Source organism: Streptomyces sp. NPDC053427 (assembly GCF_044544985.1).
GTDB lineage: Bacteria > Actinomycetota > Actinomycetes > Streptomycetales > Streptomycetaceae > Streptomyces.
Map to the genome: position 1 here is coordinate 54105 of NZ_JBITYA010000001.1, position 24829 is coordinate 78933.

General features: G+C 72.6%; 19 protein-coding genes. 8 read left to right on the top strand and 11 right to left on the bottom strand.

Annotation, left to right across the window (positions count from 1 at the left end):
• Window positions 1-171 precede the first annotated feature (171 nt).
• Genes ACIGWZ_RS00180 through ACIGWZ_RS00195 form a run of 4 tightly spaced genes read left to right on the top strand, consistent with a single transcriptional unit; the run spans window position 172 to window position 5984 of the window.
• Window positions 172-2004: a peptide ABC transporter substrate-binding protein gene (locus ACIGWZ_RS00180; protein ID WP_400059145.1), complete on the top strand. Its 1833-nt coding sequence runs from the start codon at window positions 172-174 to the stop codon at window positions 2002-2004.
• Window positions 2001-2951 carry an ABC transporter permease gene (locus tag ACIGWZ_RS00185; RefSeq protein ID WP_400059147.1) on the top strand — a complete coding sequence of 317 codons (951 nt, stop codon included), beginning with the start codon at window positions 2001-2003 and terminating at the stop codon, window positions 2949-2951. The genes ACIGWZ_RS00180 and ACIGWZ_RS00185 overlap by 4 nt, the downstream gene beginning before the upstream one ends.
• A complete protein-coding gene (locus ACIGWZ_RS00190; protein ID WP_400059149.1) occupies window positions 2948-3838 on the top strand; it encodes an ABC transporter permease in 891 nt (296 codons plus the stop codon). The genes ACIGWZ_RS00185 and ACIGWZ_RS00190 overlap by 4 nt, the downstream gene beginning before the upstream one ends.
• Before the next feature lie 16 nt (window positions 3839-3854).
• Window positions 3855-5984: a dipeptide ABC transporter ATP-binding protein gene (locus ACIGWZ_RS00195; protein ID WP_400059151.1), complete on the top strand. Its 2130-nt coding sequence runs from the start codon at window positions 3855-3857 to the stop codon at window positions 5982-5984.
• Here ACIGWZ_RS00195 and ACIGWZ_RS00200 read toward each other — a convergent pair.
• On the bottom strand, window positions 5971-6678 hold the full coding sequence (locus ACIGWZ_RS00200; protein ID WP_400060739.1) for a L,D-transpeptidase: 708 nt from the start codon (window positions 6676-6678) through the stop codon (window positions 5971-5973). The genes ACIGWZ_RS00195 and ACIGWZ_RS00200 overlap by 14 nt on opposite strands.
• Window positions 6679-7172: 494 nt before the next feature.
• On the opposite strand from ACIGWZ_RS00200, the gene ACIGWZ_RS00205 reads away from it, so the two are divergent.
• Window positions 7173-8570 (top strand): NADP-dependent succinic semialdehyde dehydrogenase, encoded by a 1398-nt coding sequence (locus ACIGWZ_RS00205; RefSeq protein WP_400059152.1) that lies wholly within the window; start codon window positions 7173-7175, stop codon window positions 8568-8570.
• A 33-nt stretch (window positions 8571-8603) separates the two neighbouring features.
• On the opposite strand, the gene ACIGWZ_RS00210 is transcribed toward ACIGWZ_RS00205, so the two are convergent.
• The 6 genes from ACIGWZ_RS00210 to ACIGWZ_RS00235 form a co-directional block, all read right to left on the bottom strand.
• On the bottom strand, window positions 8604-10148 hold the full coding sequence (locus tag ACIGWZ_RS00210; RefSeq protein WP_400059154.1) for a caspase domain-containing protein: 1545 nt from the start codon (window positions 10146-10148) through the stop codon (window positions 8604-8606).
• Window positions 10145-10573 carry a hypothetical protein gene (locus ACIGWZ_RS00215; protein WP_400059155.1) on the bottom strand — a complete coding sequence of 143 codons (429 nt, stop codon included), beginning with the start codon at window positions 10571-10573 and terminating at the stop codon, window positions 10145-10147. Before ACIGWZ_RS00215 ends, ACIGWZ_RS00210 begins: the two co-directional genes overlap by 4 nt.
• Window positions 10574-10693: 120 nt before the next feature.
• Window positions 10694-12871 carry a SpoIIE family protein phosphatase gene (locus tag ACIGWZ_RS00220; protein ID WP_400059157.1) on the bottom strand — a complete coding sequence of 726 codons (2178 nt, stop codon included), beginning with the start codon at window positions 12869-12871 and terminating at the stop codon, window positions 10694-10696.
• A 478-nt stretch (window positions 12872-13349) separates the two neighbouring features.
• Entirely contained in the window at window positions 13350-14573 is a 1224-nt protein-coding gene (locus ACIGWZ_RS00225; RefSeq protein WP_400059158.1) for a metallophosphoesterase, read from the bottom strand.
• A 121-nt stretch (window positions 14574-14694) separates the two neighbouring features.
• Window positions 14695-15228, bottom strand: coding sequence for a DUF1990 family protein (locus ACIGWZ_RS00230; protein WP_400059160.1), 534 nt, complete (start codon window positions 15226-15228; stop codon window positions 14695-14697).
• Window positions 15225-16091 (bottom strand): YndJ family protein, encoded by an 867-nt coding sequence (locus tag ACIGWZ_RS00235; RefSeq protein ID WP_400059161.1) that lies wholly within the window; start codon window positions 16089-16091, stop codon window positions 15225-15227. Before ACIGWZ_RS00235 ends, ACIGWZ_RS00230 begins: the two co-directional genes overlap by 4 nt.
• Before the next feature lie 209 nt (window positions 16092-16300).
• Between ACIGWZ_RS00235 and ACIGWZ_RS00240 the strand changes: the two genes are divergently transcribed.
• Window positions 16301-17671, top strand: coding sequence for a B12-binding domain-containing radical SAM protein (locus ACIGWZ_RS00240; protein ID WP_400060741.1), 1371 nt, complete (start codon window positions 16301-16303; stop codon window positions 17669-17671).
• Between the two features lie 41 nt (window positions 17672-17712).
• Here ACIGWZ_RS00240 and ACIGWZ_RS00245 read toward each other — a convergent pair whose 3' ends face one another.
• The 3 genes from ACIGWZ_RS00245 to ACIGWZ_RS00255 form a co-directional block, all read right to left on the bottom strand.
• On the bottom strand, window positions 17713-18534 hold the full coding sequence (locus ACIGWZ_RS00245; RefSeq protein ID WP_400059163.1) for an SGNH/GDSL hydrolase family protein: 822 nt from the start codon (window positions 18532-18534) through the stop codon (window positions 17713-17715).
• A gap of 130 nt (window positions 18535-18664) precedes the next feature.
• Window positions 18665-19429 carry a crotonase/enoyl-CoA hydratase family protein gene (locus tag ACIGWZ_RS00250; RefSeq protein WP_400059165.1) on the bottom strand — a complete coding sequence of 255 codons (765 nt, stop codon included), beginning with the start codon at window positions 19427-19429 and terminating at the stop codon, window positions 18665-18667.
• Window positions 19429-21093: an acyl-CoA dehydrogenase family protein gene (locus tag ACIGWZ_RS00255; RefSeq protein ID WP_400059167.1), complete on the bottom strand. Its 1665-nt coding sequence runs from the start codon at window positions 21091-21093 to the stop codon at window positions 19429-19431. Before ACIGWZ_RS00255 ends, ACIGWZ_RS00250 begins: the two co-directional genes overlap by 1 nt.
• Before the next feature lie 87 nt (window positions 21094-21180).
• Here ACIGWZ_RS00255 and ACIGWZ_RS00260 point away from each other — a divergent pair, with 87 nt between their 5' ends.
• Both ACIGWZ_RS00260 and ACIGWZ_RS00265 read left to right on the top strand, forming a co-directional pair.
• The gene (locus ACIGWZ_RS00260; protein ID WP_400059168.1) at window positions 21181-21930 is read left to right on the top strand and encodes a PaaX family transcriptional regulator C-terminal domain-containing protein; all 750 of its coding nucleotides are present in this window, start codon (window positions 21181-21183) and stop codon (window positions 21928-21930) included.
• Between the two features lie 437 nt (window positions 21931-22367).
• Window positions 22368-23060, top strand: a complete 693-nt coding sequence (locus ACIGWZ_RS00265; protein WP_400059170.1) for a transglycosylase family protein — start codon at window positions 22368-22370, stop codon at window positions 23058-23060.
• Between the two features lie 264 nt (window positions 23061-23324).
• Here ACIGWZ_RS00265 and ACIGWZ_RS00270 read toward each other — a convergent pair whose 3' ends face one another.
• Complete coding sequence (locus ACIGWZ_RS00270) at window positions 23325-24539, bottom strand: lactonase family protein (protein WP_400059171.1); 1215 nt, start codon at window positions 24537-24539, stop codon at window positions 23325-23327.
• Window positions 24540-24829: the final 290 nt, after the last annotated feature.

Below are 24829 nucleotides of genomic sequence, written 5' to 3' on the forward strand. Positions count from 1 at the left end.
GTGCCTTTCGTGTGGGGGCCGAGGACTTTCTTCGGAGTGCGAAGCAAGTCGGACGGGCAACTCGCCGTCAGTACACCTCGGTTGGCCTTGTTTCGCCAAGGGGTTGACTTCCTTTCTCCGCCGTCCGTACTTTGCTCGCATTCTTCGACCGGTCGATCCCTCGGAGGCGGCATGGGCGTGCGCAGCAGACGAATCCGCGGGCCCCTGGCGCGGGCCCTGACGGCGGTCGTGCTCGGCATCCTCGCGTCGCTGACGGCCGGCTGCGGACCGCGCGGCAACGTTGTCACCGACCTCGGTCCCACCGGCGGCACCCCCGTCGAGGGCGGCACCGTCACCATGGCCCTGCCGCCCGCCGCCGGCCCCAACTGGATCTTTCCGATCGGCGCCCCCGGGTATCTGGCGTCGTACAACAGCGCCATCCAGAACCTGCTCTACCTGCCGCTGTTCGCCCCCGAGAAAAAGGGCGACGCGCTGACCATGGATTCCCCGCACGGCCTCGCGGAATCGCCCCGCTACAGCGACGGCGACAAAACCGTCACCATCACGCTGAAGAAAGGGCGCGCATGGTCCGACGGGGTGCCCGTCACCACCCGCGATGTGAAGTTCTGGTTCGACCTGATCAAGCACAACAAGGAGGACTGGGCGGGCTATTCGCCGGGACTGATGCCCGACGACGTCAAGGCCTTCGAGAGCGTCGACGACCGCACCTTCCGGCTCCGGCTGGACCGCGGCTACAACCCCGCGTGGTTCACCGCCAATGAACTCCAGGACGTCGTCGCCCTTCCCGTACACGCCTGGAACCCCGGCCACCAGGACCCGAAGCGGGTCTTCGCCCGGCTGATGCGGCACGCCAAGCACTTCTCCCGCTTCGCCACCGATCCGCTGTGGAAGACCGTCAACGGACCCTGGACGGTGGAGAAATGGACCACCTCGGGCCGGGTGTCGCTGATTCCCAACAAGAAATACCGCGGGCCCGACAGGCCGCATCTCGACCGGGTGATTTTCAAGCCCTTCACCACCGCCGACTCCGAATTCAATGTGCTGCGCGCCGGGGGAGTGGACTACGGCTATATTCCGCCCTCCGTGATGGCCCGGTCGCCGAAGTTCAAGGAGAGGGGATATCGCATCGACCCGTGGGAGGGCTGGGCGATCACCTACATCGTCCTCAATTACCACCACCCCACCGCCGGGCCGCTGCTCCGCCAGGAATATCTGCGCCAGGCGCTCCAGCATCTGATCGACCAGAAGGGGATCTCCCGGGTGATCTGGCACGGCAGCGCCACCCCGACCCTCGGCCCGGTCCCCGCCGGCCTCCTGGACGGCGACCCGTATCCGTACGACCCGCGGAAGGCGCGGGCGCTGCTGGCCGCGCACGGCTGGGCCGGCCGGGACGGGACGCTGCGCTGCGTACGGCCCGGGGGCGGCGCGCGGCAATGCGGTACAGGCATCGAGGACGGACAGGAGCTCCGGCTCTCGCTGCTCTCCCAGTCCGGCTCGACCGAGACCTCCAACACCATGCAGGTCATCAAGTCCGCGTTCGGCACGGCGGGCATCGACCTCGACATCCGGCAGCAGCCGCTCAACACCGTCCTGGGCACCACCGTCCCCTGCAAGCGGACCGAACCCCTCTGCGCCCAATGGCAGCTCGGCTTCTTCGGTACCCAGGGCAGCTGGTACTTCCCGCCCGACCCCAGCGGAGAGAAGATCTTCGCCAGCAACGCCCCCTCGAATATGGGCAGTTGGTCCGACCCGCGCACCGACCGGCTCATCCGGGACACCGAGTACTCCGAGGGCTCACCCCAGGGGGACCCCCGCCGCGCCGCGCTCGCGCTGCGCGCCTACGGCCGCGAGGTCGCCCGCCGGCTCCCGGTGCTGTGGACCCCCAACCCCGCCTACCAGGTCTCCGTCATCCGCAACGACCTGCGCGGCGTGGACCAGAACCCGACCCTCACGCTCGCCCCGCAGGACTGGTACTACGTCAAGAAGGGCGGCACCGGCTCATGATCCGCTTCCTGGTCAAGCGCCTCGCGCAGGCCGCCGTCGTCCTGCTCCTGGTCTCCGTCATCGTCTTCGTCCTGCTGCATCTGCTGCCCGGCGGCCCGGCCCGCGCCATCCTCGGCGTCCAGGCCACCCCGCAGGCCCTCGCGCACTTCGACCACCAACAGGGCTACGACCGCGCGCTGCCGCAGCAGTACGCCATGTACCTCGGCCGGCTGCTCTCCGGAGACCTCGGCGAGTCGTACAAGCTCAACCAGACCGTCGCCTCGCTGCTCGCCGAACGGCTGCCCAGGACCGCCCTGCTGGCGGGGCTGTCCCTCGCCCTGGCCGCGGCTCTGGCCGTCCCGCTCGGCATGGTGCAGGCCGTACGCCGCGGCAAGGCCGCCGACCACGTGCTGACGGGCGCGGCCTTCCTCGCCTACGCCACCCCGGTGTTCTTCCTCGGCCTGATCCTCATCCTGGTCTTCAGCCAGCAGCTCCAGCTCCTCCCGGCCGAAGCGCCGCAGGCCGACACGGTCGGCGGCATCCTCGCCGATCCGCTCGCGCTCGTGCTCCCCGTCGTGACCACCGCGCTCGGCATCATCGCCGCCTTCAGCCGCTATATGCGCTCGGCCGTCCTCGACAACCTCGGCGAGGAGTACGTCCGCACCGCCCGAGCCAAGGGCCAGTCACCCGCCCGGATCATGACCCGGCATGTGCTGCGCAACGCCCTCATCCCGCTCGCCACCCTCCTCGGCCTCTACCTCCCCACCCTCTTCAGCGGCACCCTCGTCGTCGAATCGATGTTCAACTACCCGGGCATGGGGCTGCTGTTCTGGAACGCGGCCCAGGGCTCGGACTTCCCCGTACTGCTCGGCGTCACCCTCGTCGTCGGCGTCGCCACCGTCCTCGGTTCCCTGATCACCGATATCGCCTACGCCGTCCTCGACCCGCGCATCAGGAGCGTGACATGAGCGCCATGGATGTCCCGGCCTCCGAGGCCGGCCTCGCCTCCCCGGGCCTGGCCCGCCGCGCCCTCGCCGTCTTCGCCCGCAACAAGCTCGCCCTCACCGGCGCCCTGGTGCTGCTCGCCCTGCTCGCCTTCTGCTTCCTCGGACCGCTCCTCCACCCCACCGACCAGATCCACACCGACCTCTCCCAGGCCAATCTCGCCCCCGGAGCGGGCCACCCGCTCGGCACCACCGACCTCGGGTACGACATGCTGGGACGGCTGATGCACGGCGGCCGCACCTCCCTCGAAGTCGGCCTGGCGGCAGGGCTTTTGGCCACCCTCATCGGGACCGTGTACGGCGCGGTCGCCGGCTATGCCGGCGGATGGGTGGACGCCGCGATGATGCGGGTGACGGACGCGGCCCTCGCGATCCCCGCGCTCTTCCTGCTCGTCGTGGTCGCCGCCATCGTCACGCCCAGCAAGCCCGTCCTCGTCCTCATCATCGCCTCCGTCGCCTGGCTCTCCCCGGCCCGCCTCGTCCGCGGTGAGGCGCTGGCGCTGCGCGACCGGGACTACATCCATGCGATGCGGCTGATGGGCGGCGGCGGGGGCCGGGCGGTCTTCCGGCACATCGTGCCCAACGCCGTCGGCACCGTCGTCGTCAACGCCACCTTCCAGATCGCCGACGCCATCCTCTACGTCGCCTATCTGTCCTTCCTCGGCCTGTCCATCCCGCCGCCCGCCGCCGACTGGGGCTCGATGCTCTCGGCCGGCATCACCTACACCCAGGTCGGCCACTGGTGGCTGATCTTCCCGCCGGGTCTCGCGATCGTGCTGGTCGTCGCCGCGTTCACCTTCATCGGGGACGGACTGCGGGACGCCTTCGACGTACGGCTCCAGAAGAACTGATGGGAGGAATGACGTCATGACCGACTCGCTGCTGCGGATCGAGGACCTGCGTGTCGAGATCGCCGGCCGCCGCCCGGACCGCACCGTTCACGCCCTCGACGGCATCGACCTCGACCTGGCACCCGGCGACTCGCTGGGCATCGTCGGCGAATCCGGCTGCGGCAAGACCATGACCGCGCTGTCCGTCCTGGGCCTGCTCCCGCCCGGCGGCCGGATCACCGGCGGCCGGATCCTCTTCGACCGTCCGGACGGCCGGGGCGGCGACCGCACGGACCTGGCCGCCGCCCCGGAACCCGTACTGCGCGACATCCGCGGCAACTCCATCGCCATGGTCTTCCAGGACCCGCTGACCTCCCTCAACCCCACCCTCACCATCGGCGCCCAGGTGGCCGAACCCCTGCTGCTGCACCGGTCGGTGGGCAAGGCCGAGGCCTGGGCGCGGGCCGAGGAGATGCTGAGGCTGGTCGGTATGCCGGGCCCCGCCGAGCGGATGCGCAACCATCCGCATCAGCTCAGCGGCGGCATGCGGCAGCGCGTCGCGCTCGCCATGGCGCTGATCGCCGAACCCCGGCTGCTCATCGCCGACGAGCCGACCACCGCCCTCGACGTCACCACCCAGCGCCAGATCCTGGACCTCATCGACGAGCTGCGCGCCCGCCTCGGCATGGCGCTGATCCTGGTCACCCACGACCTGGGCGTGATCGCCCACCGGGTCGACCGGGTCGCGGTGATGTACGGCGGCCGGATCGCCGAACGCGCCCCCGTACGGGACCTGTTCACCACCCCGCGGAACCGCTACACCCAGGCCCTGCTCGCCGCCCTCCCCGAACGCGCCACCCACGCCGCCCAGCCGCTGGCCACCCTCCCCGGCCTCCCGCCGTCCCTGCTCACCCGCCCCGCCGGCTGCCGCTTCGCCCCGCGCTGCGGCTTCGCCGACGCCCACTGCCGCACCGCCGAGCCGGACCTGACCGGCGAGACCGACGGCGACCCCGCCCCGCCCCACGCCTTCGCCTGCTTCCACCCCGTCCCCCCGGCCGCGGCCGGTGCGGACCCGGCGGCCGAGATCCGGCCCCCCGCACCCGCCGCACCCCCGGCCCGTACCGAGGAACCGCTGCTGCGGCTCTCCGCCGTCGCCAAGTCCTACCCCCTGCACAGCGGCCCCTTCGCCCGCCGCACGCCGGGCGCCGCCCCCCTGCCGGACCGGCGGTGGAAGTACCCCCGTCGCGCCGCGCAGGTCAGCGCGGTGGCCGGCGTCTCGCTCACCGTCCGGCACGGCGAGACCTTCGGCATCGTGGGGGAGTCCGGCTCCGGCAAGTCCACGCTCGGCCGGCTCGTCGTCGGCCTGGAAGCGCCCACCGACGGCACCGTCCGCTTCGCCGGCCGCGACATCGGCACCCTGTCCGGGCGGGAGCTGCGCGCGCACCGCCGGAACGTCCAGCTGATGTTCCAGGACTCCTACGCCTCCATGGACCCCGGAATGCGGGTCGGCGCCGTACTGCGCGAACCGCTGGTCATCCAGGGCATCGGCGGCAAGGCGGAACAGCGGCGGCGGATCGCGGGGCTGCTGGACGACGTCGGACTGCCGCGCGGCGTGGTGGACCGCTATCCGCACGAGTTCTCCGGCGGCCAGCGCCAGCGCCTCGGCCTGGCCCGCGCCCTCGCCCTGGCGCCCTCGCTGGTCGTCGCCGACGAACCGCTCTCCGCCCTCGACGTGTCCGTACAGGCCCAGATCCTCAACCTCATGCGCGAGCTGCAACGGGAGAAGGGACTCACCTATCTCTTCATCTCGCACGACCTGGCGGTGGTACGGCACCTCGCGGACACCGTCGGGGTGATGTACCTCGGCAAGCTGGTCGAGACCGGCCCCGCCGCCCGGGTCCTCGCCCGGCCGCTGCACCCCTACACCAGGGCGCTGCTGGACTCCGTCAACACGCCGGACCCGGACGCCGCCCCGGCCGGCACCCCGCTGGGCGGCGAGGTCCCCTCGGCCGCCGCGCCGCCGTCCGGCTGCCGCTTCCGCACCCGCTGCCCGGCGGCCACCGGGCTGTGCGCCACCACCGAGCCCCCGGTCGCCGAGCCGTACACGCCCGGCCACCGGGTGGCCTGCCATTTCCCGTTGGCGGCGGAAGCGGTCAGTAGCGGGTGAGCGCCGTCGGCCCGTGCGCCGTCCCGATGGCGATGTGCGGCTCCTCGGACGGGCGCACCCAGGACAGGATCCGCGCCATCGCCTCGGCCGGTACGGACACACACCCGGCCGTCGCGCCCTTGCCGTTGACGTGCAGGAAGATCCCGGCGCCGCGACCGTGCACCGGGCGGCGATAGTTGAACCCGATGACCAGCGCCCGGCCGTACTGCGTCGGATAGTCCGCCAGGCGCTCCGACTCGGTGGCCGCGCAGTCCCGGGGCAGGGGCTCCACCCAGCGGTTGTAGGAGGCCGAGGCGTTGTCCTCGCACCACCACGAGTCCGGGCCGACCCTGCGGTACGGCGTTGCGGTGCCGGCCGGGGCCGGGTCGGTCCCGAAGCCGTACGGCAGGTCGTACAGCCCCGTCGGGGTCGTCGAGGTGCCCTGCACGCGGGTGCTGCCCTCGGTGAGGCCGCCGGACCCGAAGCGGGCGGGCGCCGAACCGATCTCCCGCCAGCGGCCGTTGTGCCGCTGCCACCACGTCACCGTCCCGGTGGTGGCGCTCGTGGTGGGCGCGCCGGCGGTGATCAGCTGCGTGCCGCCCCCGGTGTCGGCCATCCGGTACGGCAGCGGGAGGGGACACGCGCGGGCGGGCGCGGCGAGGGCGAGCAGCAGCGTCGCGCAGGCCGCGGAGAGCAGGGCCGTGCCGCGACGCATACGGGACGGAAACGTCATGGGCATGGCGGCAATGTAGACCGCACTACGGGGGACGGGCGCCGCCCAATCAGGTCACATCGGCCCGGCCGGGGCCCGGCGCTCCCCTCCGCGGCCTCATCCGGTGGTAATCCATGGTGCGCCGGGGCCTTGAACGGGCCAAACTCGGGTACGGGGGCCAATGTGCCACTAGACGTCTCATTCTGGAGGCCCCCAGTGCAGCGGCAACCGCTTACGCGCAGTGACCGCACGTTCGACCCCGATCCCCAGCCCGTGCCGCCCCCCGACCCCGGTGGCCCCGGTCCGCACCCCCTGCCGGAGCCGCTCCCCGGCCCGCCGTCGCCGCCCCCGCCGCCCGATCCCATACCGCCGGAGCCGTCGCCGGTCCCGCGTCCGCCCGGACCCGACCCCGACCCGGTCCCCGAGCCGTCCCCCGCCCCCTCACCGCTCTCCTGAGCCCCCCGACCTCTCACCGCCCCTCAGAGGAGGTGCCGATCATGGCCATCGCCACGGTCAACCCGGCCACCGGCGAGACCCTGAAGACCTTCGACGCGCTCAACGCGGGCGAGATCGAAGACCACCTGGTCCGTGCCGAGCGCGCCTACCAGGATCACCGGACCACGTCCTTCGCGTACCGCAGCGAACGGCTGCTGGAGGCCGCCGACCTCCTGGACGCCGACCGGGACTCCATCTCCCGCACCATGACCACCGAGATGGGCAAACCGCTCGCCCAGGCGCGCGCCGAGGCCGCGAAATGCGCCAAGACCATGCGCTGGTACGCCCACCACGCCGAGGAACTCCTGGCCGACGAGCACCCCGACCCCGCGGACATCAAGGACTCCGGCGCGGCCCGCGCCGTGGTGCGCTACCGCCCGATCGGCACCGTGCTCGCCGTCATGCCCTGGAACTTCCCGCTCTGGCAGGTCGTGCGGTTCGCCGCCCCCGCCCTGATGGCGGGCAACACCGGCCTGCTCAAGCACGCCTCGAACGTCCCGCAGACCGCGCTCTACATCGAGGAGCTCTTCCGCCGCGCCGGCTTCCCCGAGGGCTGCTTCCAGACCCTGCTGATCGGGTCCGGCGCCGTCGAGGGCATCCTGCGCGACCCGCGGATCGCCGCCGCGACGCTCACCGGCAGCGAGCCCGCCGGCCGCTCGGTCGCCGCCATCGCCGGCGACGAGATCAAGAAGACCGTCCTGGAGCTCGGCGGCAGCGACCCCTACATCGTGATGCCGTCGGCCGACCTCGAGAAGGCGGCCTCCGTCGCCGTCACCGCCCGCGTCCAGAACAACGGGCAGTCGTGCATCGCGGCCAAGCGGTTCCTCGTCCACACCGATGTCTACGACGCCTTCGCCGCCCGCTTCACCGAACGGATGGCGGCGCTGACCGTCGGCGACCCGATGGACGAGAACACCGACGTCGGCCCGCTGGCCAGCGAGCAGGGCCGCTCCGACCTGGAGGAACTGGTCGACGACGCGGTCCACCAGGGCGCCACCGCGCTGTGCGGCGGCCGCCGCCCGACCCAGTACCCGGCGGGCTGGTTCTACGAGCCGACGGTGCTCTCCGGCATCGTGCCCGGCATGCGCATCCACCGCGAGGAGGCGTTCGGCCCGGTCGCCACGCTCTACCGCGTCGCGGACCTGGACGAGGCGGTGAGGCTCGCCAACGACACGCCGTTCGGGCTCAGTTCCAATGCCTGGACCCGCGACCCGGACGAACAGGCCCGCCTGGCACGGGACGTCGTCGCCGGCTGCGTCTACTTCAACGGCATGACCGCCTCCCACCCGGGCCTCCCCTTCGGCGGCGCCAAGCGCTCCGGCTACGGCCGGGAGCTCTCCGGGCACGGCATCCGGGAGTTCTGCAACCCGACGACGCTGTGGTACGGACCGGAGGACTAGGGCGCTTCTGACGGATCTCCGCGGCGTCGCGACTCAGGAGTCCCGCCAGAGCGTGACCGAGAGTTCCAAGGTGGGGTTGCGGGCCGCCGAGCCCGCGAAGCCCTCCGCGAAGGGCGGCCCCACCTTGGTGAACCTCATCTTCGCCACCCGGCCCTCGGTGGTGATCACGCACCAGACCGTGCCGCCGGTGATCTCCTGCACCGCCGTGGACCGCGGCAGCTGCCGCTCCCGCGCCGCCGCACGGCAGGCCGCCGCCGTCCCGATACCGGCGTCGCCGCGCCCCACCTTCACCCGGGAACCGAGGGTGTTGGTCTCGATCGCCCCGCCCGCCAAGGTGCCGGTGCAGCCCCGGTACAGGAACTCGGCACCCGGGTTGCCGTACGTGTCTCCCGGGTCGAACGACGGGGCGTCCAGATCGAGGACCTGGCTGCCGTCGATGCAGGCGACCGCCGTCCAGGTCAGCTGCTTGTCGCGGTAGACCACCCGGGTCCCCGACGGGGTGGGCCGCGGGGACACCGGCGTCGCGGAGCGGGAGGCCATCGGCGTCGGCTCTCCGCCGTGCGAGGCGGTCGGCGGAGACGAGGCGGTCGAGGGCTTCCCGCTCCCGCCGTTCCCACCGGTTCCCTCGCCCCCACCGGCCATCCCCTTCACCAACGGCACCGCGAGCAGCGCCGCCAGCGTGCCGCCCAGAACCGCGGCGATCACCAGGGGGCGCCGCCGGTTCCGTAGCGGCGCCGGCCGCGGCGGTATGTGCGGGAACACCGCGGGCGCGGGCGGCGGCGGGGGCGGTGGCATGGCGGACGGCCGGGGCGGAACCGTCCGCCTCCCCTCCCGCGGACGGACCGGGCCCCGCACCAGCATCAGCGCCCCCGTCGCCCCCGCCGACCGCCGCTGCGGCCGCGGCAGGCCCAGGCCGTGCAGCTCGCGGTCCACATGGCCGTGGAGCTCGTCGAGGGAGAGGGGGGACGGCTGGGCGAGGCCGTCCAGCAGCGCACCGGTGAAGGCCGTGTACGTCGCCCCGAAAGGCGCGTGCGCCGGAGCGGTTTTCGTGGTGGACGTCAGGGTGTACGTTCCTGTCAGGTCGAGCTGGCCGACGGCCAGGTTGGTCGGCTCGGCCATCGCGGACACCGCCCGTCCCGAGAAGCAGCAGTCGACGATCAGGACCCGGGACGCGGCGCGGGCGTCGCCCACATTGCGCTTGATCAGCTCGATGGGCACGGCGGAGAAACCGACCTGACCGATATCGGTGTGCCGCAGCCCCAGATGCAGCAGCCCGTCGCCGTCCAGCACGCCGTGCCCGGCGTAATAGACCAGCAGCAGGTCCGTCGCCTCCCGTACCGCCCAGCTCAGTGCCGCACCGACGGTCGCCTGGTCGGCGGGGTCGGACACCACCCGGCAGTGTTCGGGGGCCAGCAGACCGTGCGCCGGGTCGGTCAGGGTGGCGTGCAGCGCCCGGAGATTCGCCGCGACGGAGGGGATGTCGGGCAGGCCGGCGTTGCTGAAGCGACCGGTCCCGATCAGCACCGCCCGGCTGGAGGGCCCGTGCGCGATCCGTCGCCGGTCCGTCCGCTCGGTCATTCACCTTCCCTGTCGAGTTCTCTGCCCAGCGAGGTGAACAGCTCCCGCGCCTCGCGGATCACCGCCTGCTGGTCGGTGGCGCGTTTGACGTCGACGCTGACCTTCCGGCCGTCGCCGAGCTCCAGGGTGACCGCGACGTCCGGGCGGCGGCCGGTGAACCATGTGCACAGCGGGGCGATCAGCGCCGCGATGCCGCCGGTGCCCAGGGCCACGGTCAGCACCTGCAGGGTGCCGCCCATGTGGCCGGCCTCCGGCGGTGCGTACCGCCAGGCGACCCGGCCGCGCAGCTCGTCGTCGGACGACAGCCAGTCCTGCAGCGACCGCAGATGTGACTCCCCGTCCGACCCGGCGACGGCCAGCGTCAGTTCCCCCGGATCCGGACCCGATTGCGCATCCCCACCCGGCCCGGTCCCCGTACCCGTCATCGCGCTTCCTCCCCAAGGCAGACGGCCGCTGTCATCCTGGCACGACCGGCCCGGCGCGGGTGTCCGAATCCCTGCCTCCACATCCGACCCACCGTCAGCAGCGCCCTCCCTGACGCACGTTCATCGCACCCGTGCCGATGCCTCTGGCATCTCGGGCACCACGAATTCGCACCACAGTGCCTTGCCGGAGCCCCGCGGCTCCGCGCCCCAGCGGTCCGCGAGCGCCTCGACCAGCAGCAGCCCCCGGCCCGAGGTCGCGGTCTCGCCGGGGCTGCGCCGCCGCGGCCAGGAGCTGGAGCGGTCCTCGACCTCCAGGCGGATCCGCCGCGGGGTGTCGGGCAGCAGCTCCACGGAGACCAGGGCGCCGCTCTCCGTGTGCGTCAGCGCATTGGCGATCAGCTCGGAGGCGGCCACCTCGACATCGTGCGTGACCTCGCCCGCCCGCCACTGGTCCAGCGTCCGGCGCAGCGCCGAGCGGACCTCCGCGGTGCCCGACGGGTCGGCCTGATGGACATGCAGCCGCAGCCGGGGCGTGGTGGCGGCGCCCGACCCCGCCGGCCGGTGCAGCAGCAGAAGGGCCATGTCGTCCTCCGAGCCCGGCTCGGCCCACAGATGCGCCGAGAGCCGGTCGGCGAGCTCCTCCAGCTTCTCGGGCCCGGCGCCGAACGCCGCGGACAGCGCGTCGATGCCCGCCGAGATGTCCCGGCCCGGCTGCTCGACCAGGCCGTCGGTGCACAGCAGCAGCGTGGAGCCCGGTTCCAGGAACAGCTGGGTCTCCGGAAAGTGGTCGTGCCCGAAGGCGTCGGCCAGGCCCAGCGGCAGCCCGCCGCGGACCTCGGGCCAGTCGACGTGCCGGGCACCGTCACGGACCAGCGGGCCGAGGTGGCCGGCCCTGGCCACCTGCAGCGCCCCCGACTTCAGGTCGGCCTGGACGTACGTACAGGTCGCGAACCGCTCGGTGTCCAGCTCGGCCAGGAAGCGGGAGGCCCGTACCAGGACGGTCTCCGGCGAGTGTCCCTCGGCGGCGTAGGCCCGCAGGGCGATGCGCAACTGGCCCATTACGGCGGCCGCGTGCGTGTCGTGGCCCTGAACGTCGCCGACCACCAGGCCGGTCCGCCCCTGGGGCAGCGCGATCACGTCGTACCAGTCGCCGCCGATGTCCCGTCCCACGCTCGCCGGGTGGTAGCGGACGGTGACCTCACCCCCGCAGATCTCCGGCAGCCGGCGCGGCAGCATGGTGGCCTGCAGCCCGGTCGCCAACTCCCGCTCCTGATCGAAGAGCGTGGCCCGCTGCAGCGACTGGGCGACGACACCGGCCAGCGCCAGCGCCAGATTCCTGGCCTCCGTCGACTGCACCGCGGGTTCGGTGGTGAACAGCCCCAGCGCCCCGATGACGGTGTCCTGCGCGATCAGCGGCAGAAAGGACGAGCTGCCGGTCGGGAGGACCTCGCCGTACGGGCGCAGCCGCGGATAGCGGGCCAGCAGCTCGCCCCGGGAGCCCAGGAAGGAGGGCCGCCGCGAGACCGCCGCCTCGGACAGCGGCAGGGTGTCGTCCAGCTGGGACGTGAGCATCTCCTCGGGGACGTCGCCCCCCATCCCGGCGACCGCGATGACCTCGAACCGGCCGCCCGCGGTCAGCCCCAGCAGCAGCCCGTCCGCGCCGAACCGCCGGGCCCCGCCGATACCGGTGAGCACCCGGGTCACATCCGCGACCGACAGCGCCCGGGACAGCGCGACGGTGACCTGTTGCACCATCACGGTCTGCCGCTGCCGTTCCTTCTGGAGCGAGTGCAGCAGCGCGGAGTCCGCCAGCTCCCCGGACGCCTCCCGGACGATGCCGATGATCCGGTACGGCAGCCCGTCCGCGTCGTGCAGGATCCGGCCCTGGGAGTGCGTCCAGCGCGGCGTCCCGTCCCGGCACCGGACGCGGAAATAGGCGCCGTAGGACGAGGTGCCCGCCTGCAGCGCCTGGGAGAGCGCGGCGTCCAGCCGGATGCCCTCCTCCGGCGGCACCCGGCAGACCAGCGACATCGGCGCGCCGTCGTATTCGTCCGGGCGCAGATCGAAGACCTCCAGCGCGCCGGGATCCAGATCCATGAACCCGCGGTCCAGGTCCCAGTCGAAGGTGCCCATCCGGTTGAGCGCGAGCCGTCGGCGCAGGCCGATCGGTTCATGGTGCGAGACGCCGGGGAAGTGCTCCGGGACGCGGTGGGGGTCCCCCCGGCCGGAGGCTGGGGGAAGGTCCCGGTCGGCGCGGGGGTCGTAGCCGTCGGGGGACGGTCCGCTCTGCGTGATCATGTTGCGCTGCGCCTCCGCGGCCGATGTCCATCGGAACGCGGCCGTGCGATCACCTTAGGTGGCGGCCGGAGGCCCCGCACTTCCTGCACCGCGGGTATCGGCGGGCGTTACGGAGGACGGGTGACGAGGCGCGCAACCCGCGGCACCCCCCCGTATGCACCACCCGCAGCACCACCTGCGGGCGGCCGGACAACGGTCCTTCAGGGCTGGAACGTACCCCGCGTCACCCGATCGCCGACCCCCACGTCGTGCCGCCCTCCGCCGGAGGGCGCTCCTCGCCATGAGAGGCCGTACGGCCACCCGAGGCCGCGGGCAACGGCACCGGCGGCCCGCCCGACGCCCGGACCGACGTCGCCGCTTGGGTCAACCACCGGCAGGGGGAAGCTCGTTGGGCGAACGCCAAGAGCCGTCCCGGGGCGTCGGGGTCCCGGGACGGCGTACGACAGGTACGTCAGTCAGGTACGTCAGGTACGACAGGTCAGGCGTGCGCCCGCGCCGCCGCGACCGGACCGCTCTGCCGCGTGCGGTGCGCCAAGGTGGCCTTCCGCGTCGCCACGTCGACCGTGTAGACGTCGATGGTCAGCCGTGCCTCCGCCACCTTCAGCACCATGAACCCGTGGTCGGAGAAGTTCTGCCAGTCGGCGGGGTGCGTGAAGTGCGCCTTGCCGTCCTCCGTCTTGGCCGACGCGCCGCACACCACCTGCCGGGTGCCGCCGGTACGGGCGGTCGGCTCCAGCACCTGCAGCGTGTGATCGTGGCCGGAAAGGATCAGATCGGCGCGCCCGCACACCACCTTCTCGTACATGTCCTTGAGGTGGACGCCGCTGGTGTAGTTCCCGATGGTGAAGCCGTCGTAGGAACCGGCGCTGCCGTGCTTGCCGTTGTTCAGGTACGGGTGGTGGCCGATCACCACCTTCCAGCGGGCCCGCGAGGCGCGCAGCGCGCCGTCCAGCCAGCTGCGCTGCTCGCGCATGTAGGGGCCGTCCCAGTGGAAGTACGGGTCGAGCTGCGCGACGTACGACGACCAGGGAATGGTGTCGATGGCGAAGAACTCCACCAGCGGGTCGGCGGCAGGCAGGGGCACGCTGTAGTAGCGGCTCGGCATGTACCAGCGCTTCGACGTCGAGGCGTAGGCGACCTCGCGGTCACCGCGGGACGGGTCGCCGCCGCTGCCGGGGATCAGCCCGGAGCAGTCGTGGTTGCCCAGGACCATCAGCCACGGCACGTCGATGCCGCTGTTGGGCTTCTCGAACTTGTCCTGGAATTCGGAGTCATGGGCCGACTCCGGGCCGTTCTCGTAAATATTGTCGCCGAGGCCGATCGCGAGACCTACCCGCTCGGCCTCGCAGACATCGCGGGCGGCGGCCGCCACCGCGTACTGCGCCTCGTCACCCGTCCCCGCGTCGCCGGTCACCAGAACGGCGAACTCGCCCTTGCCATTGGGGTGTTCGGGGAACGCAAAGGCCCCCGGCGCCCCGAGGCGGGGCGCGGCGGACGCGGTGGCCGCCTTCGTCCCCGAAGCCAGCACCGTCAGGGCGGCACCGGCCATCGCGCCGCCCAGCAGCGTCCGCCGGTTCACCCACTGCGGGACCCGCCCCGTCGTGCGCATCGGCGACCCGTCCGCCGTCGCCTCCGAGCCGGCCCGCAGCCACTCCCGCTCGGTCATATCCGCCTGCGGCGGAATCATTTCGTCTTCACACATGCCTGGATTTCTCTCACGAGCGGCAGGGGTGGTGGTGACGAAAAGATGAATCACCGGTGGACGTCTGGCGATCAGCTGCGACGCGGGCTACTAGTCGGTAACTCCGCGTTTCCGCACGTCATCAGGGTGTGAAGGAGGGGGCCGCGACGGCCTTGCGGGCCAGCCGACGGAGGGTCCGGCCGAGGTGCCGGGCGTAGCAGCGCTGGAGTACGGGCACCAGTGGGCCCGCGAGCCGCGTGTACCAGGCGGCCGGGCGGCTGAAGGCCGTGACGGTGAACCACACCGAGTCGTCGGCGCGCCGCTCGACCAGGAATGCCTCCTCCCCGCACTCGGGGTGCCCCTCCCGGGTGCCGTACCCGAAGCCGATACGGTCCTCGTCGGCCACCGTCCACACCACCCGGCACGGCGCCCGCAGTCGCAGCGGGCCGATGCCCAGCCCGACCTCGACGGCCACGCCCGGAGCGGCCCGGGTGGCGTCGGCCTGGACGATGGTGCCTGCGGAGCGGTGCATCCGGAAGGTGGTGACCGCCGTGCCCGCCGCCACCAGGACGTCACGACCCCGCCCGATCGGCACCGCCACGTGCAGATGGGAGTAGCCGGGCGGCAGCGGGGTCCGCCGGGTGCCGCCTTCCTCGCGGTAGTTGACGTCGCTCATGCGTGGCGCTCCTTCAGGGCGGGGGTGCGGGCGGATTGCGGCTGTGGGGGTGTGGCGTGCAGACGGCGCTGGGCGAGCAGGGCGCACAGGGCGAAGCCGAGGGCGTTGCCCAGGCCGTGGGTGGCGGCCATCCAGGCGAGGGAGGGGTGCGGCAGGCCGGTCGCCTCGCCGAGCGCCCAGCTCAGGGCGAGCAGCATGGTGGCCACCAGGACCACGGCGGAGCAGCCGAGCAGCGTGCGGGTGGTGCGGTCGGGCCGGGTGGTCCGGATGTCCCGCCAGGTGAGCAGGCCCACCAGCCACATGCCGGCGGTCAGCACCAGCGCGCCGACCAGTTCGGCCCAGTCGTCGATGAAGTAGCCGGCGAGCACGAGCAGGGTGCCCACCGGGACGCTGAGCGCCGCGAACCGGCCGGCCCGGCCGCCGCCGCTGCCCCGGCAGACCAGCCCCGCGATCAGCGCCGCGGCGAACCCGGCGAAGTGGAAGTGCGGAACGGTCAGCGCCAGGATGTCGAGGTCGAAGCCGAACAGCCGGTATCCGGCGCGTTCGGCGACCAGCGCCGACCCCGCGACGGCCGGGGTGACCAGCGCGGTCAGGACGGCGATCTCGGAGGGCGCGAGCGAGCGGTTCCGGGCCAGCCGCCGGGGCGCCTGTACGGCGAGCGCCAGGGTGGCGGCCGCGTACCCGGCGGCGCAGCCGGTGGCGACCGGGCCGCGCGGCAGCCACAGCGCGAGTGCGCCCGCGGCGGCGGCGAGCGGCCAGATCCTCCGGATGCGGGCCAGGCCGGGCCCGTCGATCAGCGAGAGCCCCAACGGGATCACCACGAACATTCCGAGCATGACGATGAGTTGCACCAATACGGCCATCGCGTCCTCATTCCTGCCGGTCCGTCCGGGGCGCCCTTCTCCGATGCCCCGGACGTTGCGCAACCGACAGTACCGCAGAATTGAACGCGTTCAAGAAAGGGGTTCGTGAAGCGGGTTCGCGAAGGGGGGCGCGAACGCCTGCCGGTGCGTTTGCCGGTCCGCGGAACCGGCCGACGGCCGTCGCCGTCTGAGCCGTCATGCGCGTGACGATGATTCTTCCCGCCCTGACGGAAGCGACCGGCCCGCTCTTCCGGCCCGTCAAATACTCGCTCTTCCCGCCGCTGGGCCTGGCGACCCTCGCCGGGTATCTGGACCCGGACGACGAGGTGCAGCTGTACGACGAGCATGTGGAGCGGGTCGACATCGAGGCGCTGGAGACCCCCGACCTGCTGGTGCTACAGCCGTACATCACCTCCGCCCGGCGCAGCTACGCGATAGCCGACCACTTCCGGGCGCGCGGCGTACACGTGGCCATGGGGGGTCTGCATGTGACCTCGCTGCCGGAGGAGGCCGCGGCCCATGCCGACACGCTCTTCACCGGGCCCGGTGAGGACACCTGGCCGCTGTTCCTCAAGGACTTCCGGGACGGTGTACCGGCCCGTCGCTACGACTCCCGGCAGCGGACCTTGGCCGGACTTCCGCCCGTACGCCGAGACCTGATCAAGCGTCAGCTCTATCTCGTCCCCAACTCGATCGTGGTCTCGCGCGGCTGCCCGCACCACTGCGACTTCTGCTACAAGGACGCCTTCTTCGAGGGCGGCAAGTCCTTCTACACGCAGGCCGTGGACGACGCCCTGGCGGAGATCGAGCGGCTGCCCGGCAGGCATCTGTACTTCCTCGACGACCATCTGCTGGGCAACCGGCGCTTCGCGGAGGCGCTGTTCGACGGGATGAGCGGTATGGGGCGGCTGTGGCAGGCGGCCGGCACGGTGAAGTCGGTGCTGGAGCCGGGGCTGCTGGAGCGGGCCGTGGACGCGGGACTGCGCAGCCTGTTCGTGGGCTTCGAGACCGTCAACGGGGCGAACCTCGCCGAACGGCGCAAGGACCAGAACATCGGCCGGGACTACGCGGCCGTCGTGCGGCGCCTGCACGACGCCGGCGTCATGGTGAACGCCAGCTTCGTCTTCGGGCTCGACCAGGACGGCCCGGACGTCTTCGACCGCACGGTGGAGTGGGCCGTCGAGCAGGGCATCGAGACGGCGACGTTCCACATCATGACGCCGTACCCGTCGACCGGCCTGTGGAAGCAGCTCGCGGCCGAGGACCGCATCGTCCACAAGGACTGGGACCTCTACGACACCCGCCATGTCGTCTACCGGCCCAAGGGAATGACGCCCTGTCAGCTGGAGGACGGCTACTGGCGCGCCTACCGGGACTTCTACCGCTGGTCGAACATCTGGCGCGGCGCGGCGTCCCAGCCGGGAGGGCATGAACGGCTCCGGCACCTCGCCTACGCGGGCGGCTGGAAGAAGTGCGAGCCCGCCTGGGACGTGCTGATCCGCTCCCGCCGAGTGGTCCGCGCGCTGCCGATGCTGGAGCGGACGCTGGCGGCATTCGGCGGCCGGCAACCGCGGTCCTGACCGCGGCCCGCCCGCCCCGCCGGCGCCGTCTCACGAACCGCTCACCCCGGTTTCCCGCTGTGGTCCGGGCGGGCGGGCGTCCGTACGGGGAGGAGGTGCGGGCGTTTGGCGGTGCGGCCGTCGCCCGAGGAGCGGCCGCGCACGCGCCGGCCCAGCCAGGGGCCGAGGAAGGCGGCGGCCCAGCGCAATTCGGCGGCGGTGGCCTGCCATCCGGTGGGCGGCGGTGTCGCGGGCGGCGGCAAGGGGTGCGTCCAGGTGTCGTCGCTGCCGGGCAGGTCGAGGGCGTGGGCGACGGCCGCGGCGATCCGCTGATGGCCCAGGGGGGCGGCATGCAACCGGTCCGGGCTCCACAGGCGGGGGTCGGTGACCACGGGATGGTGGGCGGTCTCGGCGACGGCGACCCCGTGGTGGCGGGCCACGCGGCGGATGCGGTCGTTGAGGGCGCCGATGCGGGGGCCGAGCGGCCGGGCGAGCGGGGTGATCCGCGCGAGGTCGGGGAAGGTGAGGGTGGCGACGCGGGCTCCCTGGGCGGTGAGTGCGGCGAACATCTCCTCCAGGTGGCCCGCGACCTCGTCGGCGTCGAACCGCGGCCGCAGCAGGTCGTTGACCCCGGCGACCACGGTGGCCAGCCCGGGGCGCAGCGCGAGGGCGGGAGCCAGCTGCTCGGCGTGGACCTGGCCGGCCAGGCATCCTCGTACGGCCAGATTGGCGTACGTCATTCCGGGGTTGTGCGGTGCGAGATGTTCGGCGAGCCGGTCGGCCCACCCACGCAGCCCGACGATGTCGTCGCCGTCGCCGAGGCCCTCGGTCTGGCTGTCCCCGAGGGCGACGTAGCGAAGCCCGGCTGGGTCACTGCTCGGCATGGGCGCCTTCTCTCTCCCGCAAGATGGCGCCATCATACTCACGAATCTGACTAATCACATTCATGAGTATGAGCGCGGGCACCGGGGCCACCGCTTCCCCTTCGGTGGCCCCGGCGGCGGACCTGTCGCTTCAGGCCCGGTACGGCTCGCCGTGCCGCCCCGCACCCGCCGCGAACCGCGCCGCGCCCGTCAGGCCCTCGGTCAACACCCCTTGTCCGTAACGGAGTTCACCGGCCATGGCCGACTCCTCGTCCAACCCCTCCTGCGCCAGCAGGGAGGCGCGGTCGCTGCGCAGGCAGGCCTGAGGGAAGCGGGCGATCTCCGCAGCCAGCAGCTCCGCCTCCCTACGGGCCGTCCCCGTGGGCACCACCCGGTTCGCCAGGCCGATGCCGAATGCCTCGTCGGCCGGGACCGGGCGGCCGGTCAGGACCAGGTCCATCGCCCGGCCCGCCCCGATCAGCCGGGGCAGTCGCACCGTGCCGCCGTCGATCAGCGGCACGCCCCAGCGCCGGCAGAACACCCCGAAGACCGCGTCCTCCTCCGCCACCCGCAGATCGCACCAGAGCGCCAGCTCCAGGCCGCCGGCCACCGCATGCCCGGCCACCGCCGCGATCACCGGTTTGCTCAGGCGCATCCGGGTCGGGCCCATCGGGCCGTCGCCGTCCGGGGCGACGCGGTTGCCGCGCTCGGTGCCGACCGCTTTGAGATCCGCGCCGGCGCAGAACGTTCCGCCCTCGCCCCACAGCACCGCGACGCTCGCGCCGTCGTCCGCCTCGAACTCCCGGAAGGCATCCGCCAGTTCGCGTGCCGTCGCGCCGTCCACGGCGTTGCGGGCGGCCGGTCGCGACAGCACCACCGTCGTCACCGGCCCGCTGCGCTCCACCCGTACGGACATCAGGCCCCGCTCCGCGCCGCGGCCGGGTCCTTCAGCCGGGCGCGGTCCAGGATCGCGCCCAGGTCGACGCCCGTCGGCAGGGTGCCGAAGGCATGGCCCCACTGCCCGCCGAGTCGCGAGGCGCAGAACGCGTCGGCCACGGCCGGGTGGCTGTGCCGCACCAGCAGTGAGCCCTGGAGCACCAGTGCCATCCGCTCCGCCAGCGAGCGCGCCATCAGCTGCGCCCGCTCCGGAACGGCCAGCCCGCCGAGCATCTCCCGGACCCCGGCCACCGCCGCGTCCAGCCGCCGGTCGGCGCCCGCGGCGGCGTCCACCTCGGCGAAGAAGGCGTCCAGAGAGGCCGGTTCCTTGCCCAGTGCGCGCAGGACGTCCAGGGCGGCGACGTTTCCCGAGCCCTCCCAGATCGACAGCAGCGGCGCCTCCCGGTACAGCCGCGGCATCCCGGACTCCTCGACGTAGCCGTTACCGCCCAGGCACTCCAGTGCCTCCGCCGCATGTGTACTGCCGCGCTTGCACACCCAGTACTTGCCCGCCGCCAGCGCCAGCCGCCGCAGCGCCGCCTCCCCGGCGTCCCCGGCCTGCGCCCGGTCCACCGCCGCCGCCAGCCGCATCGCCAGCAGCGTCGCCGCCTCCGACTCGATCGCGAGATCGGCCAGCACCGCCCGCATCAGCGGCTGCTGGTCCAGCTCCCGCCCGAACGCCCGCCGATGGGCGGTGTGATGCAGCGCCTGCCGCAGCCCCGCCCGCATTCCGGCCGCCGAGCCCAGCACACAGTCCAGCCGGGTCATGTTCACCATCTCGACGATGGTCCGCACCCCGCGGCCCGGATCGCCGACCGGCCACGCCACCGCCTCGTCGTACTCGATCTCGGAGGAGGCGTTGGAGCGGTTGCCGAGCTTGTCCTTGAGCCGCATCAGATGCATGCCGTTGCGGGTGCCGTCCGGCAGTACCCGCGGCACCAGGAAGCAGGTCAGCCCTTCTGCCGTGTGGGCCAGCGCCAGAAAGACATCGCTCATCGGCGCCGACGTGAACCACTTGTGGCCGGTGATCCGGTACGTGCCGTCGCCGGCCGGCACCGCGCGCGTGGTGTTGGCCCGTACGTCGGAGCCGCCCTGCTTCTCCGTCATCGACATGCCCGCGATCAGACCCGCCTTGGTCAGCGGCGCGCGCAGGCCGAAGTCGTACGTACGGGAGGCCAGCAGCGGCTCGTACTGCGCGGCGAGCTCCGGGGCGGCGCGCAGCGCGGGGACGGCGGCGTAGGTCATCGAGATCGGGCAGCCGTGCCCCGGCTCGGCCTGCGACCAGACATAGAACTTCGCGGCGCGCACCAGATGGGCGCCGGGGCGGTCGTCGGACCAGGGCGCGCCGTGCAGGCCGTGCTCCACCGCGACGGTCATCAGCTGGTGCCAGGCCGGGTGGAACTCGACCTCGTCGATGCGGTGCCCGTGGCGGTCGTGGGTGTGCAGCCGGGGTGGCTGCTCCTCCGCCCAGCGCGCCTGGTCCTGCACCGCCTGCGTACCGGCCAGCGCCCCCAGCGCGGTCACCTCCGGCTCGCCCCACTCGGCGCCCTCCCGGCGCAGCGCCTCCAGCAGGGCGGGCTCGTCCGCCGTACTGAACTCGGTCAGCGGCGGAGCCTGATTCAGGACTTCGTGAGTGACGGTCATAGCGATGACGTTACAGATCTCGAACACTCGTGGGAAGACTGTAAGAGAGGGGCGCGGGGAGCGGCGTGGCTAGAATTTCGGGCACATATGAACGACGACTCCCTCGCGCTGCGGCCGCTCACCGCCCGCTCCATCGTGCTCAGCACCCTCCTCGGGCATCACCCGCCCCGGATGCCGGCGCGCGCCCTGGTCCGGGTCGGCGAACTCTTCGGCATCGCCGAGGGCACCGTCCGGGTCGCGCTCTCCCGGATGGTGGCCGCCGACGATCTGCGGCAGCGCGAGGGCGCCTACGAGCTCACCGCCCGGCTGCTGGCCCGCCAGGCCCGCCAGGACGAGAGCCGGTCGCCCCGCACCCGCCCCTGGGACGGCGCCTGGGAGATCGCCGTGGTCAGCGTCGAGCGCCGGCCGGCCGCCGAACGCACCGCGCTGCGGCAGGCGATGGCGGCCCTGCGGCTGGCGGAGCTGCGCGAGGGCACGTGGCTGCGGCCCGGCAACCTCGAACGCCCCCTCCCGGCCGTGGTCACCGACCAGTGCACCCTGCTGACCGGAACCCCGGACGGTGACCCGGCGGCGCTGGCGCGCACGCTATGGGATCTGTCAGGCTGGTCGGCGCGGGCGCGCGCCCTGCTGACCGCACTTGACGGGGCGACCACTCCCGCGCAACGCTTCACGGTCTCGGCCGCCGTACTGCGCCATCTCCTCACCGATCCGCTGCTTCCGGACCCACTGCTGCCAGGTCACTGGCCGGGGTCCGAACTCCGGCGCCGCTACGACGAGTTCGAGGCCGAACTGCGCGATCTGCTGCGGCAGTACGTCACGCCCGAGCACACCGGCTGATCGAGGCACGGCCGAAGGGGTCCGTGCGCGGTGCGTGCGGACCTGCGCCGCGCGTGTGCACCGAGCCCCACGAGTGCGCCCGGCAGACGCGGCCGACAGGAACACCTGGTCGATCGGCGCGGGGTGCGCGTGCCGCCGGCATGAAGGGTGCGCCCCTACCCGTCCCATGGGTGCACCATGCGACGGCTCCTGTCCCCGATGTGGCGGCAAGGGGGCAAGCCTGTCGGCGAAGGCGCTACCGCGCGCTCTGTCGATGCGAACTCCGGTCATGGTTGTGTCTGACCCGTCGAATTCATGGCACCTCGCAGAATTCGCTGCGCAAGCCGATGCGATGCACAAGGAAATACGCACGGGCAATGCGGAAGCGAAGGACGGCAAGGTGCCACGTTTCCTGAATGGCCGCCAGGTAACTGTGCGGCGAGCGACGGGAGCAAAAAATGGAATTTCCTCAGGTGTACGAGACCGGATCGGAATCTGTCGGCCGGAGTGAATTCCGGGGCCGGGGGGCCCGGGGTGTCGCGGCGGCCGCGGTCCTGCTGGCGGCCGGCACGCTGAACGTGACGGCCGAAGGGTCGGCCGAAGCGGTCGGCTACGGGACGTGGGACCGCCTGGCCGGGTGCGAGAGCGGCGGGAACTGGCACGCCGACACGGGCAACGGGTTCTCCGGCGGGCTGCAGTTCGCCCACCGCACCTGGCACTCGTTCGGCGGCGGAAGCTACGCTTCGCGGGCCGCGTTGGCGAGCCGGCCGCAGCAAATCAACGTGGCGGAGCGGGTGTTGGCCCGCCAGGGGTGGGGTGCCTGGCCCGCCTGCTCGGCCTCCCTGGGCCTGCGGGGATCGGCCGCACCGCGCACCACGGCACCACGGACCACGGTCCCGCGCACGACGACGCCCCGCACCCCCGCCCCGCACGCCGCGCCCTCCCCGGAGAAGCGGTGGAAAGCGGCGCGCCACCGGAGTACCGGCGATTCCGTCGTGGTGAACCGCGGGGACACGGTGAGCGGTATCGCTCTCGCACACGGCTGGCGCTGGGAGGAATTCTATCGGCTGAACCGTCCGGTGATCGGTGCCGACCCGGATCTGATTTTCCCGGGCATGCGGCTTTCCGTGCGGCGCTCCGGCGTCAGCTGACCGCATTCCGGATTTCTCCGGAACCGTAGCGGAGAATGCAGTCGAGGGTGATGCGACTGAGGGGTTTGCAGGCCGTCCGTGGCGCCGCGGACGGCCTGCCCGCATGTTTACTCCGACCGCCGCCCATTCAAACCCGCCGCCGCCGAATGTCGTATGCGCCTACTCCTGATCCCACTCCCGCACCTGCCGTCGGAGCGCTCGGCCCGGAATTGCGCGCGGCCGTGCCGGCTTCGCGCGCTCCCGCCCGTGCCGCGGCGTCCCGGCTCACCGGGGCAGTACGCACACCGGCATCGGCGCGGCGAACGGCTCGCCCACCCTTCCCAGCGCCCCCGTCGCCGCGTCGACCGAGAACACCGTCACCGACCCCGACTTCTGGTTCGCCGCGAACAGCAGCCGCTCGTCCGGCGAGAACGCGATCTCCCGCGGAAAGTCCCCGCCCACCGGCACCGTGTCCAGCAGCCGAAGCCGCGCGCCGGCCGCCTCCACGGCGTAGCGGGTGAGGCTGTTGTGGCCCCGGTTGGCGAGATACGCGAAGCGGCCGTGGTGGGTGACCAGAATCCGCGCCGGGAAATTGGTTCCCGGGCCCGTCCCCGTGGACTGCGGCGCCCCGGGCGTCAGCCGTCCGCTCTTCCTGTCGTAGCCACAGACCACGACCGTGTTGTCGACCTCGTTCGCCAGATAGGCGAAGGCGCCGTTGGGATGGAAGGTCAGATGCCGGGGCCCGGCACCCGGCCGCAGCGACGCATACGCCACCTGGGTGAGCCGTCCGGCGTGCTCGTCCAGCCGGTAGGTGTAGACGGTGTCGTTGCCGAGGTCGACGGCGAGCACATGGCCGCCGTCCGGGCTGGTGATGATCTGGTGCGCATGCGGCCCGTCCTGGCCGGGACCGGGCGGCGGGGTCGCATGCGCCACCAGGTCCGTGCGCTCCCCGAGGGCACCGGTCGCCGGATCGATCGGATGCACCGCCACACTGCCCGAGAGGTAGTTGGCGCTCAGCAGCCAGCGCCCGCCGGGGTGCACCGACAGATGGCAGGGCCCGGCGCCGCCGGTCGGTTGCCTGCCCAGCACCTTGGGCGGCGCACCGCCGGGCGGCAGCGCGAGCGCCGTGACACCGCCCTCCTCCTGCTCATCGACCGCATAGAGGGTCCGCCCGGACGGCGCGAGCGCGAGATAGGAGGGGTCGGCGACGCCGGCCAGCACACCCGTCGCGGTGATGCGGCCGCTGGTGGTGTCGTATGTGCCCAGTCCGATGCCGGTGCCGCCGCCCTCCTTCGAGGTGTACGTCCCAAGGAAGAGCGGCCGCCGGGCGTCCGGGTGGCGGTTGCCGGGGGGCCGCCGGTCGCCGCGCGGCCGCGGGTCCTGTGAGCGGACCCCGTACCCGACGAGGCCCCCCGCTACGCCGACCGCGGCCATCCCCATGAAGTGCCGACGCCCGATGCCTGCCCCTGCCTTGGTACCTATGCCTCGTCCTGCGCTCATGCCACACCTCGGCTTCGGTGATCGCGGATGGCGGTTGTGGCAGCCAGGGTGACCGGTGCCCCGCGCCAAGGCAAGAGCTGCAACTCGCATTGCATACTGCGCAACGCGACGCGGGGCGGCCCCGAAGCGGGTCCGGACAGGCGGACCCTGACATTCCCCTACACCCCGATGATGACCCCCACCCCCGCAGTAGCACTCCAGACGGACGGCAAGAACCCATACGCGGGTTGATTCGCGGCACCCCTCACGGCCCGTAGTTTCGTGATCAAGGCACGGAGATGAGCGAGAGG

Coding starts and splice junctions, on each gene's coding strand:
- ACIGWZ_RS00180 (WP_400059145.1), top strand. CDS start 172: ATGGGCGTGCGCAGCAGACGAATCCGCGGGCCCCTGGCGCGGGCCCTG.
- ACIGWZ_RS00185 (WP_400059147.1), top strand. CDS start 2,001: ATGATCCGCTTCCTGGTCAAGCGCCTCGCGCAGGCCGCCGTCGTCCTG.
- ACIGWZ_RS00190 (WP_400059149.1), top strand. CDS start 2,948: ATGAGCGCCATGGATGTCCCGGCCTCCGAGGCCGGCCTCGCCTCCCCG.
- ACIGWZ_RS00195 (WP_400059151.1), top strand. CDS start 3,855: ATGACCGACTCGCTGCTGCGGATCGAGGACCTGCGTGTCGAGATCGCC.
- ACIGWZ_RS00200 (WP_400060739.1), bottom strand. CDS start 6,678: ATGCGTCGCGGCACGGCCCTGCTCTCCGCGGCCTGCGCGACGCTGCTG.
- ACIGWZ_RS00205 (WP_400059152.1), top strand. CDS start 7,173: ATGGCCATCGCCACGGTCAACCCGGCCACCGGCGAGACCCTGAAGACC.
- ACIGWZ_RS00210 (WP_400059154.1), bottom strand. CDS start 10,148: ATGACCGAGCGGACGGACCGGCGACGGATCGCGCACGGGCCCTCCAGC.
- ACIGWZ_RS00215 (WP_400059155.1), bottom strand. CDS start 10,573: ATGACGGGTACGGGGACCGGGCCGGGTGGGGATGCGCAATCGGGTCCG.
- ACIGWZ_RS00220 (WP_400059157.1), bottom strand. CDS start 12,871: ATGATCACGCAGAGCGGACCGTCCCCCGACGGCTACGACCCCCGCGCC.
- ACIGWZ_RS00225 (WP_400059158.1), bottom strand. CDS start 14,573: ATGTGTGAAGACGAAATGATTCCGCCGCAGGCGGATATGACCGAGCGG.
- ACIGWZ_RS00230 (WP_400059160.1), bottom strand. CDS start 15,228: ATGAGCGACGTCAACTACCGCGAGGAAGGCGGCACCCGGCGGACCCCG.
- ACIGWZ_RS00235 (WP_400059161.1), bottom strand. CDS start 16,091: ATGGCCGTATTGGTGCAACTCATCGTCATGCTCGGAATGTTCGTGGTG.
- ACIGWZ_RS00240 (WP_400060741.1), top strand. CDS start 16,301: ATGATTCTTCCCGCCCTGACGGAAGCGACCGGCCCGCTCTTCCGGCCC.
- ACIGWZ_RS00245 (WP_400059163.1), bottom strand. CDS start 18,534: ATGCCGAGCAGTGACCCAGCCGGGCTTCGCTACGTCGCCCTCGGGGAC.
- ACIGWZ_RS00250 (WP_400059165.1), bottom strand. CDS start 19,429: ATGTCCGTACGGGTGGAGCGCAGCGGGCCGGTGACGACGGTGGTGCTG.
- ACIGWZ_RS00255 (WP_400059167.1), bottom strand. CDS start 21,093: ATGACCGTCACTCACGAAGTCCTGAATCAGGCTCCGCCGCTGACCGAG.
- ACIGWZ_RS00260 (WP_400059168.1), top strand. CDS start 21,181: ATGAACGACGACTCCCTCGCGCTGCGGCCGCTCACCGCCCGCTCCATC.
- ACIGWZ_RS00265 (WP_400059170.1), top strand. CDS start 22,368: ATGGAATTTCCTCAGGTGTACGAGACCGGATCGGAATCTGTCGGCCGG.
- ACIGWZ_RS00270 (WP_400059171.1), bottom strand. CDS start 24,539: ATGAGCGCAGGACGAGGCATAGGTACCAAGGCAGGGGCAGGCATCGGG.